At 62.1% G+C, this 14,151-nt stretch carries 14 protein-coding genes; 5 read left to right on the top strand and 9 right to left on the bottom strand.

Annotated elements, in window-relative coordinates:
- Positions 1-2: 2 nt before the first annotated feature.
- From IHV84_RS02025 to IHV84_RS01995, 7 genes are all read right to left on the bottom strand, one after another.
- Entirely contained in the window at positions 3-767 is a 765-nt protein-coding gene (locus IHV84_RS02025; protein ID WP_198845596.1) for a TetR/AcrR family transcriptional regulator, read from the bottom strand.
- Positions 768-1,091: 324 nt separating this feature from the next.
- Positions 1,092-1,751 (bottom strand): nucleoid occlusion factor SlmA, encoded by a 660-nt coding sequence (gene slmA / locus IHV84_RS02020; protein ID WP_142082180.1) that lies wholly within the window; start codon positions 1,749-1,751, stop codon positions 1,092-1,094.
- A 268-nt stretch (positions 1,752-2,019) separates the two neighbouring features.
- Positions 2,020-3,468, bottom strand: coding sequence for a sensor histidine kinase (locus tag IHV84_RS02015; protein ID WP_198845595.1), 1,449 nt, complete (start codon positions 3,466-3,468; stop codon positions 2,020-2,022).
- Positions 3,469-3,620: 152 nt separating this feature from the next.
- On the bottom strand, positions 3,621-4,316 hold the full coding sequence (locus IHV84_RS02010; RefSeq protein ID WP_066690180.1) for a response regulator transcription factor: 696 nt from the start codon (positions 4,314-4,316) through the stop codon (positions 3,621-3,623).
- A 13-nt stretch (positions 4,317-4,329) separates the two neighbouring features.
- Complete coding sequence (gene argB / locus IHV84_RS02005; protein WP_044395884.1) at positions 4,330-5,220, bottom strand: acetylglutamate kinase; 891 nt, start codon at positions 5,218-5,220, stop codon at positions 4,330-4,332.
- Positions 5,221-5,384: 164 nt separating this feature from the next.
- A complete protein-coding gene (locus tag IHV84_RS02000; protein WP_240485268.1) occupies positions 5,385-5,657 on the bottom strand; it encodes a cytochrome C oxidase subunit IV family protein in 273 nt (90 codons plus the stop codon).
- A 22-nt stretch (positions 5,658-5,679) separates the two neighbouring features.
- Entirely contained in the window at positions 5,680-6,270 is a 591-nt protein-coding gene (locus tag IHV84_RS01995) for a cytochrome c oxidase subunit 3 family protein (RefSeq protein WP_142082188.1), read from the bottom strand.
- Positions 6,271-6,502: 232 nt separating this feature from the next.
- On the opposite strand from IHV84_RS01995, the gene IHV84_RS01990 reads away from it, so the two are divergent.
- From IHV84_RS01990 to IHV84_RS01970, 5 genes are all read left to right on the top strand, one after another.
- A complete protein-coding gene (locus tag IHV84_RS01990) occupies positions 6,503-6,928 on the top strand; it encodes a cytochrome c (RefSeq protein WP_044395751.1) in 426 nt (141 codons plus the stop codon).
- 48 nt (positions 6,929-6,976) lie between these two features.
- A complete protein-coding gene (locus IHV84_RS01985) occupies positions 6,977-8,407 on the top strand; it encodes a cbb3-type cytochrome c oxidase subunit I (RefSeq protein ID WP_198845594.1) in 1,431 nt (476 codons plus the stop codon).
- Positions 8,408-8,409: 2 nt separating this feature from the next.
- Positions 8,410-9,252 carry a CbbQ/NirQ/NorQ/GpvN family protein gene (locus IHV84_RS01980; RefSeq protein WP_066783103.1) on the top strand — a complete coding sequence of 281 codons (843 nt, stop codon included), beginning with the start codon at positions 8,410-8,412 and terminating at the stop codon, positions 9,250-9,252.
- Between the two features lie 115 nt (positions 9,253-9,367).
- Positions 9,368-10,249, top strand: a complete 882-nt coding sequence (locus IHV84_RS01975; protein WP_233099646.1) for a 4Fe-4S binding protein — start codon at positions 9,368-9,370, stop codon at positions 10,247-10,249.
- Positions 10,249-12,081, top strand: a complete 1,833-nt coding sequence (locus tag IHV84_RS01970; RefSeq protein ID WP_198845592.1) for a nitric oxide reductase activation protein NorD — start codon at positions 10,249-10,251, stop codon at positions 12,079-12,081. The genes IHV84_RS01975 and IHV84_RS01970 overlap by 1 nt, the downstream gene beginning before the upstream one ends.
- A 25-nt stretch (positions 12,082-12,106) precedes the next feature.
- Here IHV84_RS01970 and IHV84_RS01965 read toward each other — a convergent pair whose 3' ends face one another.
- Both IHV84_RS01965 and IHV84_RS01960 read right to left on the bottom strand, forming a co-directional pair.
- Positions 12,107-13,210 (bottom strand): glycosyltransferase family 4 protein, encoded by a 1,104-nt coding sequence (locus tag IHV84_RS01965; protein ID WP_198845591.1) that lies wholly within the window; start codon positions 13,208-13,210, stop codon positions 12,107-12,109.
- Positions 13,211-13,215: 5 nt separating this feature from the next.
- Positions 13,216-13,863 carry a glycosyl transferase gene (locus tag IHV84_RS01960; protein WP_370541160.1) on the bottom strand — a complete coding sequence of 216 codons (648 nt, stop codon included), beginning with the start codon at positions 13,861-13,863 and terminating at the stop codon, positions 13,216-13,218.
- Between the last annotated feature and the right edge of the window lie 288 nt (positions 13,864-14,151).

The raw sequence follows: 14,151 nt of genomic DNA, 5'->3' as shown, positions 1-14,151 counted from the left end.
GTTTACTCCTTGGAGGGGGTGGTCGTTGAAACGGAAACTTTGCGCCGCGCAGCGGCAGGTCGGTGTGCCGCCGGGGCGGCTTTGGCGGACGGTGCCGCCCGCGCTGCTGCACCTTCGGTGCGGTAGCGCGCAAGAATGTTTTGAAAACCCATCACGGCCCGTTCGATGGAGCCCGGGTTTTGCAGGAAACGGGCTTCGTAGTGCAGCGCCAGGATGAGGCCGTGGATCTCGAACAGCATCTGCTCTTCGTTGGTGTCCGCACGCAGTTCGCCGCAGTCCTTGCACTGCTCGATGGCGCGGCGCATGGCGGCGTGCCAGGTCATGACCGAGCTGGCCAGCGCATCGCGCACAGGGCCGGTGCGGTCGTCAAACTCCACAGCGCCGCTGATGTAGATGCAGCCCGAGTCGATTTCGATGGAGGTGCGCTTCATCCAGTTGTCGAACATCGCGCTCAAACGCGCGATGCCGCGGGGCGAAGACATGGCGGGGTAGAAAACTTCTTGCTCGAAGCGCGTGTGATATTCGCGGATGACGGAAATCTGCAGCTCTTCACGCGAGCCAAAGTGGGCGAATACGCCCGACTTGCTCATGCCGGTAATGTCTGCCAACGCGCCAATCGACAACCCCTCCAGACCAATGTGCGTGGCCAGGCCCAGGGCGGCTTCAACGATGGCCGCCTTGGTCTGCGGGCCCTTTTGCATGGCCCGGCCAGTGGTGGCACGGGTGCGGGGGGCGCGTGGAGCGGAAGAATCAGATTTGGCGGGCATGCGTGCAAATAAAACGAACGTTCGTTCTATTTTGCAGCATTTTTGATCTTCGGCGAAAGCCCCCTCAAAAAAAAGAGGTAACACCCAAAGCCTGTTGTTCTGCAGCCACCTGCGTGACACCGAAGCGCGAACGGGGCCGCGCGCAGGGGCGCGTGTCAACCCAGTGACCAGTTTATGCCGCCCACCCGCCCGGTGCAGCAGGGAAAACGCCAGCACGGAGCCACCCACCCAGGTCTCGCCCAACAAAAAAAGCTCCACACCGGTGAGCGTGGGGCTTGGAAGGAAAGGCAGACGGGGCGCTGCGCCCTATCTAACGCAAGCCCATCAATGCAGCATCAGCGCCAGGCTGGCGTCGAGGTGCTCGGTCGGGTTGCGGCGAAAGCCCGAGCGCGCAAAACGTTGCAGGCGTCCCAGCGCGAACGAGGTCAACACGCTGGCCTGCACCTGGGCGTGCACGGTGGGCGTTTCTGAACCGCTGGCGCGCAGGCATTGGCGCAGGGTGGACTCGATGCGGTCAAAGAACTGGTTCATGCGCTGCTGCAGGCGTTCATGCTCAAACACCAGCGCATCACCCACCATCACCCGCACCATGCCGGGGTTGCGTTCGCCAAACTGCAGCAGCAGCGCAATGATGCGGCTGGCCTGGCGCAGCCCTACTTCTGCAGGCTGGTCGGGGGCAGGCACGTCACGCCCGGTGATCTGCTGCACCAGCGTGAACACGGATTGCTCGATGAAGTCAATGAGCCCTTCGAACATCTGCGCCTTGCTGGCGAAGTGGCGATACAGCGCCGCTTCGCTCACCGACAGGCGCGCAGCCAGTGCGGCCGTGGTGATGCGCTCGGCGCCGGGTTGTTCCAGCATGGCCGCCAGCGCTTGCAGGATCTGCACGCGCCGCTCGCCCGGCTTGGGCCGCTTGCGGGCCGCTGGCGCTTCTTCAGCGTCAACGGAGTCGGCAGGTTCAATCAGAGACGAGGTATCAGACATGCGCAAACAACAAAGAGAAAGACCCACAGGCCAAGTAGACGGAGCCCCGGGCTGGTGGAGTGCGACCGGTAGCACGGTAGGCTGGAAGAACACCCGGGCACCTTCAAGCGCGCGGCAGGGCGTAAATCCTGTGTGCAAATGATTCTCGCACACCCGTTCGCCGTCGGTTTGCAAATGGTTTGCAAACGCAGCCCTTGACGGCGAGACTGCGCGCAGCCCCCACAGCCAGACGGTACACCACAGCCGCACTCCGGCTGGGTCACGATGACTAGGGGAAAAGCACCGTCACGCGCAGGCCTCGGCCATGCGCTCCCGTGTCCAGCGTGAGCGTTGCACGGTGCACCCGGCTGATTTCGTCGGCAATGGCCAAGCCCAAACCCGTGCCCTCGCCCACCGCGCCGGGCACGCGGTAAAACCGCTGCATAACGCGGGAGCGCTCACTCTCGGGCACGCCCGGGCCGTCGTCTTCCACTTCCAGGTACACCCGCAATGCCCCCGATGGCACCAGCCGCTGCCCGCAGCGCATGGTGACCACCCCACCCGCCGGGGTGTATTTGATGGCGTTGTCCACCAGGTTGGACATCAACTCCCGCAGCAGCCAGCCATGGCCAGTGACGTGCACCGGCTGCACTTCCAGCCCCAGATCCAGACCCTTGCCAGTGGCAGCATCGAGGAAGTTCTCCAGCAGCGTCTCGCACAGGTCTTTCAGATCCACGCGTTGCAGCGGCTGCGCGTCCATGCTGCGCTCATCGGCCCGCGACAAGGCCAGCAACTGGTGCGCCAGCTGCGAAGTGCGACGGGTGGCATTGCGCAGCTTCTCAATCTGCTCGACTCCTAAAACAATAGCGCCTTGCGCTTTATGGGCGGGCGCTAGAGGCAGTTTTTTATCTAAATTACCAGAATCACCCTGCACTGCCCCAGCCGCCTTGGCCATCATCGCCCAGGCTTCCACCTGTGCCTGCAGGCCTGCCAGCGGCGTTCGCAACTGGTGGGCTGCGTCGGCCACAAACCGGCGCTGCCCCTCTGCCTGCGCGTTGACCAGGGCAAACAGGCGGTTGAGCGAATGCACCAGTGGACGCACCTCGGTGGGCGAGGCGCTTTCGTCGATGGGGCTGAGATCGCGCGGCGAACGGTGCTCGACCGCCTCGGCCAAGTCCACCAAAGGCTTGAAAGCCCGGCCCACGGCCCAGTGGATGGCCAGCGCGGCGGCAGCCACCAGCACCAGGTTGGGCAGCAGCACCCGCAAGAGCAGCTGCTGAGCCCATTGCTGGCGAGGGTCTGAGCCATCGGCAATCGCCACCACCAGCTCCCCAGCCCCGGTGCGCCCGCGCTGCACCGCCACCCGGTACGTCACGCCGCCATATTCCAGGCTATGGAATTCAGGCTGCGCGGTGGTGGGGACCACGCCATCCACCCACTCATCCCCCAGCAGCAACTGGCCATCGGCGTCACGCACGCTGTAGCCCGCGAACCCGGCGTTCTGGCGCAGAAAATCTTCCACCGGCGGAGCCAGCAGCAGCAGGGGCGCGCCATGTTCATGAATGGAGGGCGCCACCACCGAGTCGGCCAGCGCCGGGAGCAGGCGCAGCAGGCGCTGGTCGTGCCGGCTGGCTGCGTCGTCGGCCGAGCGGTAGTCCATCCACACGCCCACCAGGGCCAGCACGCACAGCGGCAGCACCAGCAGCAACAGCAGGCGGTTGCGCAAGTCAGAGGTCATACCGGTCAAACCAAGGAGAGGTGCGGGGCTTGGCCTGTGGGCATACATATGGCGACGTCCACTCAAGGAACGCAGCGGCCGTGAAGCGCTGCGCCACCATGCCGACACGAACAGGCTTCACGGTGTGCTGGCATGGGCAGTCCTCCTCGGCTTCAGGCCTGCTGCGCCAGTTCCAGCCGGTAGCCAAAGCCCCGGATGGAGCGCAGTGCCACGCCGTGCGGCTCCAGCTTGCCGCGCAGGCGCGAGACATACACCTCCACCGCGTTGGGCGTGATTTCCTTGTCCCAGCCCGTCAAGGCCTGCAAGAGCTTGTCTTTGCTGGCGGGCTTGGGGGCGTGGATGAGCAGGTACTCCAGCACCGTCCATTCGCGCGGCCCGAGCTCAATGACGTGCTCCACCCCGTCCACGCGGGCGCAGGCACGGCGGCCTGCGGTGTCCAGCTCCAGCGGTCCAAAGCTGAGCACCGCCGTGGTGGAGGCCTGTGAGCGCCGCAGCAGCGCACGCAGGCGTGCGAGCAGTTCGGGCAGCTCGAAGGGCTTGACCATGTAGTCGTCAGCCCCCAGGTCCAGCCCCTGCACCCGGTCATGCAGGGCATCGCGCGCGGTCAGGATAAGCACCGGCATGCTTCGGCTGGGCATGTCGGGGCGGCGCAGGCGCCGGGTCAGCTCCAGCCCATCCATGCCCGGCAGGCCAATGTCGATGATGGCGGCATCGAACGATTCGTTGCGCAGCACATCCTCAGCCCGCTCGCCGCTGCCCACCCAGTCCACGGCATAGCCCGCATCGGTGAGCCCCAGCTTGATGCCGCTGGCCACCATCACATCGTCTTCGACCAGAAGCAGGCGCATGGTGCGTCCGCGCTCAGTGCGACCGGATCATGGTGCCGTAGGCCTGCTCGGTCAGAATTTCGAGCAGCATGGCGTGCGGCACGCGGCCATCAATGATGTGCACGGCGTTCACACCGGCCTTGGCGGCGTCCAGCGCGCCCGCAATCTTGGGCAACATGCCGCCCGAGATGGTGCCGTCGGCAAACAGCTCGTCGATGCGGCGGGCTGTCAGGTCGGTCAGCAGGTTGCCGGCCTTGTCGAGCACGCCGGGGGTGTTTGTGAGCAGCATCAGCTTCTCGGCCTTGAGCACTTCGGCCAGCTTGCTGGCCACCACGTCGGCGTTGATGTTGTAGCTCTCGTTGTTTTCGCCAAAGCCAATGGGGCTGATAACGGGGATGAAGGCGTCGTCCTGCAGCGCCTTCACCACGCTGGGGTCGATGGAGACAATGTCGCCAACCTGGCCCACATCGTGTTCGATGTTGGGGTCTTTGCTGTCCACCATCTTGAGCTTGCGCGCGCGGATCATGCCGCCGTCACGCCCGGTCAGGCCCACGGCCTTGCCGCCAGCCTGGTTGATCAGGCCCACGATGTCTTGCTGCACTTCACCGGCCAGCACCCATTCCACCACTTCCATGGTTTCGGCATCGGTCACGCGCATGCCCTGGATGAACTGGCCCTTCTTGCCCAGTCGGTTGAGGGCCGTTTCGATCTGCGGGCCGCCGCCGTGCACCACCACCGGGTTCATGCCCACCAGCTTGAGCAGCACCACGTCTTCGGCAAAGTCGGCCTGCAGGGCGGGGTCGGTCATGGCGTTGCCGCCGTACTTGATGACCATGGTCTTGCCATGGAACTTGCGAATGTAGGGCAGCGCCTGGGCCAGAATTTCAGCCTTGTCGCGGGGGGCAATCGAAAGAAGGTCGGTCATGGAGGCGTGCCATCCGGTGAAAACAATGAGGCGCAAATTGTGCCGCATTCACGCCCGCCCGGAAGGCTGGCGCGCGCAAGCCCATCCACCCAGGGGCTGATCTGGCCAGCGCCCCAAAAATCGCCAGCAAATCTATGCGGCGGCAGGGGCTTCGTCCGAGAACCTCACGTCCGCCCCAACAGGTAGGCCAGCGCTACCAGAGCGATCACCAACGCCAGCCACCCCAGCAGCAGCCAGCGCCACAGCGCGGGGGCATGGCGCATCTCCAAAAACACCTGGATGACTACGACGCCCTTGACCACAGTCAAGACACCCAGACCTGCCAGGAACCAGCCTCCTGCTTGCGACACGAGGCCCATCTCCCCCAGAACATAGGTGATGGCGGTGGCGGCCAACAGCAGCACCCAGGCAGCATTCAACCAGCGGGTTTCGTGCACAGCTTTCTCCTTCGCAGCCATCTCAGCGCAATACATAGACCAGCGGAAACAGCACGATCCACAGCAAATCGACCATGTGCCAGAACGCAGCGCCGGTCTCCATGGCATGGCTGTCGTGGCTGCCGTAGGCGCCGCGTTGCAAGCGCAGCGCCAGGTAGCCCAGCGCCAGCATGGCCACCACCACGTGCAGGAAGTGGAATGCGGTGAGCATCAAATACAGCGTGTAGAAGGTGTTGGAAGTCAGGTCGATGCCCTGGTTCAGCTTGGCCGCGTATTCAGCCAGCTTCACCACGCCAAAGCCTGCTCCGCAAGCCATCGCAGCCAGCAACCAGCGCAGGCCGGCGCGGCGCGCATCGCTACGCACCGCCTGCACGGCACGGGCCACGCACCAGCTGCCCGTGATCAGCAGCACGGTGTTGAACGCGCCGGAATGCAGGTCGAGCGTGGCCTGCGCTGCGTTGAAGCCCGCCACATCGCGGCTGCGCGCAAACGCGTACGACACAAAGAAGATGCCGAAGGTCAACAACTCGGCCAGGATGATCAGCCACACCCCCAGGTCGCCGCGCAAGCGCGGCGCGGACTCTGGAGCGTGCGGCAATGGAATGGATGGCACCGGGAACTCCCCATGGATGGGTCACGCTTCTGCGCAACAGAAGGTGCGTAAACCGCTAGGTGACGCGCCAGCCAGCCACTTTGAAGAAGTAACAGAGGCTGGATTTGGCGTTCGAGTGTGGGTATGATAAACAAAGATTCACACAAAATGAATCTTATTGAGAGAAATCAACCCCGGACCTGTGAGAGATCAGTACCGTATCCCTCGTCCCACTACAGAGAGGTAACCCACCATGAGCCAAGGCTTCACCAGCCAGATGGCGCGCAACATCTTCTACGGAGGCACCACGTTCTTCGTACTACTTTTTGCGGCGCTGATCTTTCACACCGAAACCAAGATTCCCGAGCGATCCAAATCCGCGGAATTGACCCCGGCCGTCGTGCGCGGCAAGCACCTCTGGGAAACGCGCAACTGCATCGGCTGCCACACGCTGCTGGGCGAAGGCGCCTACTTCGCCCCAGAGCTGGGCAATGTGTATGAGCGCCGCGGCCCCGACTTCATCAAGGGATGGATCAAGGCCATGCCGACGAATACCCCCGGTCGCCGTCAGATGCCGCAGTTCAACTTCACCGACGATCAACTGAACGATCTCGTGGAGTTCCTGCGCTGGTCGAACGGCATCAACACCGAGAAGTGGCCTCCCAACATCGAAGGGTGAGCGCCTGCGCCTCACGCGATGTCATATCCAACCCTTCAGGATCATCCTATGCAACCCGCAACCATCAAATACCAGTCGCAGGCGGTAGCCAAGCTCTACTTCATTGCCGCACTGGGCCTGTTCACTGGCCAGATCGTCTTCGGTCTGTCGCTGGGCCTCCAATACGTCATCGGTGACTTCTTGTTCCCGGCGATCCCCTTCAACATCGCCCGCATGGTTCACACCAACCTGCTGATTGTGTGGCTGCTGTTCGGCTTCATGGGCGCTGCCTATTACATGGTGCCCGAAGAGAGCGAGACCGAGCTGTACAGCCCCTTGTTCGCCAAAGTGCTGTTCTGGGTCTTCCTGGCAGCTGGCGCCGCCACCATCCTCGGCTACCTGCTAGTGCCTTACGCCAAGCTGGCCGAAATGACGGGCAACGACCTGCTGGCCACCATGGGCCGGGAGTTCCTGGAGCAACCCCTGCCGACCAAGCTCGGCATTGTGGTGGTGGCGCTGGGCTTCCTCTTCAACATCAGCATGACCGTGCTCAAGGGCCGCAAGACCGCCATCTCCATGGTGCTGCTCATGGGCCTGTGGGGTTTGGCGCTGATGTTCCTGTTCAGCTTTGTGAACCCCAGCAACCTGGTGCGCGACAAGATGTACTGGTGGTTTGTGGTGCACCTCTGGGTGGAAGGCACCTGGGAGCTGATCATGGCCTCTTTGCTGGCCTTCGTGCTGGTCAAGACCACTGGCGTGGACCGTGAAGTGATCGACAAGTGGATGTACATGATCGTGGCCTTCGCGCTGATCACCGGCATTCTGGGCACAGGCCACCACTTCTACTTCATCGGTCTGCCAGGCTACTGGCACTGGGTGGGTAGCGTGTTCTCAGCCATGGAGCCCATCCCCTTCTTCATGATGACGCTGTTCGCCTTCAACATGGTGCAACGCCGCCGCCGTGAACACCCCAACCAGGCCGCTGTGCTGTGGGCAGTGGGCACTGCAGTGATCGGCTTCCTGGGCGCTGGCGTGTGGGGCTTCATCCACACCCTCAGCACCGTCAACTATTACACCCACGGCTCGCAAGTTACCGCAGCCCACGGACACCTGGCCTTCTACGGCGCCTACGTTCTGGTGGTGCTTGCCATCATCAGCTACGCCATGCCCATTCTGCGTGGCCGTGAAGCCAACCCCCTGCGTGCACAGCGTGTGGAAATGTGGAGCTTCTGGATCATGAGCATTGGTATGGCCGTGATGGTGCTGGCCCTGAGCGGCGCTGGCATCCTGCAAGTGTGGCTGCAACGCATGCCCACCACCGGTGCCATGCCTTTCATGGCCACGCAAGACCAGCTGGTGTTCTTCTACTGGGTGCGTGTGGCAGGCGGCGTGATGTTCCTGCTGGGCCTGCTGGCCTACCTGAGCAGCTTCTTTATCGGCCCTGCCGCAGATGAAGAAGGCCTGTCCCTTGGCGTGAGCACACGCTTGCAACGGGCCTGACCATGACGACGACCCCCACCCTCCAGCGCGAAGCCGCCACGGCAGCCCAAGCTGCAAGCAGCAGCCTGCCGTTCTATGCGGAGCAAGGCGACGAGTGCGCCCTGTTTGCACAGTGCCACGCACAGCAGCTGCCTCTGCTCATCAAGGGCCCTACAGGCTGCGGTAAAACGCGGTTCGTCGAGCACATGGCGGCGCGCCTGGGGCGGCCTTTGATCACCGTGTCATGCCACGATGATCTGAGCGCCGCCGACCTGGTGGGGCGTCACCTGATTGGCAACGGCAGCACCGTGTGGGCGGATGGCCCGCTCACACGGGCTGTGCGCGAGGGCGCCATCGTCTATCTGGACGAGGTGGTGGAGGCCCGCAAGGACACCACGGTGGTGCTGCATCCGCTGGCAGACGACCGGCGCATTCTGCCCATCGAGCGTACGGGTGAGCAGCTCAAGGCGCCGCCAGAATTCATGCTGGTCATCTCCTACAACCCAGGCTATCAAAACCTGCTCAAGGGGCTGAAGCCCAGCACACGCCAGCGCTTCACCGCGCTGACGCTGAACTACCCTGCCCCCGCCGTGGAGCGCAGCATTCTTGAAAAAGAGGGACGCGCGTCACCCGCCGTGGCGGCGCGGCTGGTGCAACTGGCCCAAGCGCTGCGCAGGCTGACGGATCACGACCTGGAAGAGACTGCCAGCACCCGCCTGCTGGTCATGGCAGCCCGGCTGGCTTCTGCCGGAATGGGCTTGCGCCAGGCCTGCCGTGCCGCTGTCGTAGATGCGCTGAGCGATGACCTGGACACCGTCCTCGCACTGGATGAGGTGGTGCGTGCGGTGGTGGGTGATGAGGACTGAAACCGAGCCTCCCGGCGGCACTCCCACGGAGTGCCACACAGCGCCTGCCGGACTGCATGCGCTGTGGAGCGGGATTCCCCTTCAGCGCCGCAGAAGGTGGCTGCAAGGCTCTTTCATGGCGCTCTTCTTGTTGGCGCCAGCCCTGAACCTTTTGCGCTTCGATCTCAACGAAACGCAGTTGTGGGTTCTTGGCATGCGCTGGTCTTTGGGCATTGATGCCTTCCTGCGCGGTGAAGCCACGGCAGTGCAGACGGGCTGGGCCATTCTTTGGCGCGGCTTTCTGCCCGCCCTGGGTTTGATCGCCATCTTCCTGGGCATTGCCTACCGCTATGGTCGCTTGTATTGCGGCTGGCTGTGCCCCCACTTTTCGATGGTGGAAACTCTGAACGACCTGCTGCACCGCGCAACGGGCAAGTTCAGCATCTGGGACAACTCCCCCACCCCCCACGCCACACGCCAACCCAACGCGCGCTGGTGGCCTCTTTTTCTGACCGCCTGCCTCGTCTGTGGCTTTGCCTGGGCAATCACCCTGCTCACTTACCTGCTGCCCCCAGCCGAAATCTGGGGCAACCTCTGGCACGGCACGCTCACCTCCAACCAGATGCGGTTTCTGGCGATAGGCACACTGGTCTTCACGCTGGAGTTCACCCTGGCGCGGCACCTGTTTTGCCGATTTGGCTGCGCGGTGGGCCTGTTTCAAAGCCTGGCCTGGATGGCCAACCCCAAGGGCATGGTCGTCTCGTTCGCCAGAGACCGGGCCCGTGAATGCCGTACTTGCGACAGCCCCCGTGGCAGCGCCTGCGACCACGGATGCCCCATGCGCCTGCATCCGCGCAATATCAAGCGCATGATGTTTTCTTGCGTGCAGTGTGGCCAGTGCCTCACTGCCTGCGATGCCACCCAAGGGCAGCAAGGACGCACGCCCACCCTGGAGTGGAAGATTGGACTGGATGCCGTGAAAGAAACGCTGCGCCAACGGCGCGATGGAGCCTCTTGATGGAAGAGTGGATTGGCCAATGGTGGCACCGCGCCATCACCCATCTGGCAGAGCCGCAGCGCACCCATGTGCAAGTGGCCCTGAAAGACATGCAGCGCAGCATATCGCTGCTTTACCGTGCAGGCGGGGGCGACGCAGCCGTGCGAGTGACACCAGTAGCGGCCAGCCGTCACGGTGGCCCACGGCATTGGCTTCAAAAAGTGGCAGGCTCGGGCCTGCGCAGCGCCATGCCGGAACTGGATGCACAGACACTCGCGCTGCCCCCCGTCATCAGCGTATTCGACTCTGTAGAGTTGAACCGCGACCTGTACCTCTGGCTTGCTGCACTGGCCTCTGTTTTTGAACCTACGGGCGACTGGATTGCCGATAACCGTGCCGCTACCGCACGCGCACTGCAGCGGTTCGCAGGGCTACGTGAACGCCACCACCGATTGACGGCTGCGCACTTGGCACAGCGCCCTCTGCTCAGCAGCCTGCGCGCCAAGGATGTCCCCTGGGAAGCAGCAGTACAGGCTGCCCTGCGCGGGGAAGAACACACGGCCTTGTTCGTGACTCCGCGCGAAGTCGCGCCCGTGTGGCTGTGGCTGAACGCCTGCGAAACGGGGGGAGGAGCAGAGCCAGCCGCCACGCCCACACCATCCAACGGCACATCGGAAGAAGAGCCCGCCCCCTCCCCTCTGGATGCGCACCGCCGCCGCGCTCGCAATGTCAAGCACCAGCCATCGCGCAACGCCATGCTTCTGGCCGCCAAGACGGACTCTCTGACGAGCTGGAGTGAACTGGTACGCCTGGATCGCGGCACGGACGACTCTGCGGATGACAACGCTTCGGCCGCAGCCAACGACATGGACACCTTGTCACTGGCCCGGTCGGAACAAACCACTGCATCTCGCGTACGCTTTGACCTGGATTTGCCCAGCGCCAGCGCGGACGATCTGCCCTTGGGGCCGGGGACCAAAACCCCAGAATGGGACTGGCGCCGCAACGAACTGCGGCCCGACTACTGCGCGCTGCAGTGCGTGGTGGCCCGCACCGGAGAACCCTATCGCCCCCCAGCGCATCTGCAAGCCACGGCACGCCGCGTGCGCCGACGTCTGGAGATATTGCAAGCAGCACCACGCTGGCATAAAGCCCAGGTCAGTGGAGACGAGATCGATATCGATGCATGGGTACGCTTCCAAAGCGAAGCCTGCGGCGGCAACATCCACAGCGACACGCCTCCGGTGTACGCCCATCGTCAACGAACGGAACGGAGCTTGGCGACCCTGCTGCTGGCGGATCTTTCGCTGTCCACGGACGCTTACGCAACGTCAAATGCCCGCGTGATTGATGTCATTCGCGAAGCTCTGTACGTTTTTGGCTCTGCACTGTCAGGCACGGGCGACGCTTTTGAGATTTTGGGGTTCAGCTCCGTGCGCAGACAGCATGTGCGCATCCAGCACATCAAGGGCTTCCATGAACCTTGGAGCGACGCGATACACACCCGCATTGGCGCCTTGAAACCCGGCTTCTACACCCGCATGGGCGCAGCGCTGCGCGATGCCACCCAACGGCTATCGGCCCGCCCTGAGCGCCAGCGCCTGCTGCTGGTGCTGACGGATGGCAAGCCCAATGACATTGATGTGTACGAAGGACGTTACGGCTTGGAAGACACCCGCCACGCCATTCAGGAAGCACGGGCCGCAGGGCTGATTCCATTTTGCGTCACCATTGACCACGAAGCCCACCAGTACCTGCCCATGCTGTTTGGGGCACAAGGCTATGCGCTGGTGCACCGCCCTCAGGATCTGGTCAAACACCTCACGCAGGCCTGGACCACACTCACCAGATAACCAACGGTGGCCCCGTAAAACGCTTTCAATGGCGTAGCCAGGAGGGCACCTTGAAGCGCACGATGGCCAGGTACGCAGACACGTAGCTGATCACGAACAGACAGCAAAAGCCCATCAGCAACCACGTGTTGTTCCAGAACAGCACCGCGGGCACCACGGTCAACAGCGTGAATCCCCAGAGGTACGGCGAGGTGCGGTTGTTGCGCATCAACACCCGGCGGGACTCGTCATCGTGAAAAACGCCTCGGACAATGCGGCGATAGATGAGTTGATGGAAGTGCAAAGCATCAGCCACGCCGGGAGATACGCCACGCACCGCCTTGCGGTAAATGGAAAAAATCGTTTCCCATACAGGGTAAATCAGCAGCAGCATGGGGAACCACGGTGACACCTCAGCGTTGCGCTGCACTAGGGAGATGCTGGCCAACGCAATCACCACACCCCAGATATAAGCGCCGCCGTCCCCCGCAAACAGCATGCCGCGTGGATAGTTCCATACCAGAAAGCCCGCTGTAGCCGCTGCAGTGGATACCAACAGCGCCGCCAGTGCCCGGTCTCCCACTTGTAGGGCCACGTGCGCCAAAGCCAAGCAGACAATAACAGCCACCATGCCGGCCAAGCCGTTGTAGCCATCGATAATATTGAAAGCATGCGGAAGACCTGCCACTGCCAATAGAACAATCACCAAGCCCAGCCAAGGCACCCACACCAAAATTACGTCAAGCCAAGGTAATCCGAGCCGTGGCAAGGTAAGTCCAAGCCCCCACACTGCAACAGAACTAGACAGAGCAGTTAGAAAAAGGCGATACCGAACTGCCAAGCGCTGAGTCATGTCTTCGACAATTCCACCCAGTGCAGCGGGTAGCAATATAGCCAGCCACCAGAAAATCAATGAAGAGCCTAGCTTCAGTGAGCCTGGGTCCCCCCACTCTGCCTGCACCCAACCCAGTAACCAGCTACTGCCCAGCCCAAGCAAAACCGCTAAGCCCCCCAAGCGAGGCACGTTACCCAAGTGAAAACGCTGAGGCATCCCCGCACCATAATTCAGTGCATGGGCGCGCGCCCAGCGCACTACAGCCGCAGCTGTGATCATTGAAACAAAGAAAGCGATCAAAGATATCCAGATCATTACGGTTAGATCCTATGCCGGCCATCAGGAATAGGCTGTAACAATCGGCTGGCCTTGTAAAAAACTGGAGAGCTCCACAGTCGAAGCAGACTAGCGACATGCCACCGAAAATGTTTCAAACTTTTGCGGCTATCTCTTTGCCCCGCGTGACACACCTTGACTTCCGCACGTTGTATCGTCAGGCCCGCCAAACGCACACGCAAAGATAAGTCCACATCTTCACAGTACATAAAGTAGCCTTCGTCAAAGCCAGCGAGCTGCTCCCATACGTTACGACGAAGCACAAGACATGCTGCATTGACCCAATCTACCTGTTCCACGCGTTTTGAACCCGTATAGCGCAGAAAAAGCGCCCATGGTGTGGGTATGGCCCTCTCGCAATCCTGAGGGGCACAAGCCTCATCCACTTGCATTGGATAAGCAATACCCACCTCTTGCCTGCCTGCGGTTTCAATGAGCGTATGAATCACATGCTCGCCTGGAAGAAACCGAATGTCTGGGTTCAACACACACAGAAATGACTCGCTGGATGCTGCCAACGCACTGTTGTGGTTCGCACCAAATCCTCGTGGCTTTTTGTTATGCACCAATTCAACCTTAAACGGCCAACCAGTCAGTCGCGGCAAGGGCTCGGGGATGTTGAGTGTCACCACGACCCTACTGATTGAACAATCTTGACCAGCGCACTGCGAAGCGAGATCTGACAGCAGATGCGCAATCATTCGGCCATGGCCATGGCTGACTATGGAAATAACGACATCGTTCTGAGGACGCGCCGCTTTAGAGGCCCGAGAGTCACAAATCATAGTCCGGCCTTGACATCAACAACAAACTTACAGGCGCCCAAGGACGCCCCTTCACCAGGAACCTTTGTGGATAAGACCAATCGCAGAGCCAATAGGGGAAAATACATGAACTTCGGCATTGAGCCCAAGGCAAAC

This window comes from Acidovorax sp. IB03 (genome assembly GCF_016406015.1).
Taxonomy (GTDB): domain Bacteria; phylum Pseudomonadota; class Gammaproteobacteria; order Burkholderiales; family Burkholderiaceae_C; genus Acidovorax; species Acidovorax temperans.
Note: the sequence above shows the minus strand (reverse complement) of the source record. Positions and strands in the feature narration are given on the sequence as shown.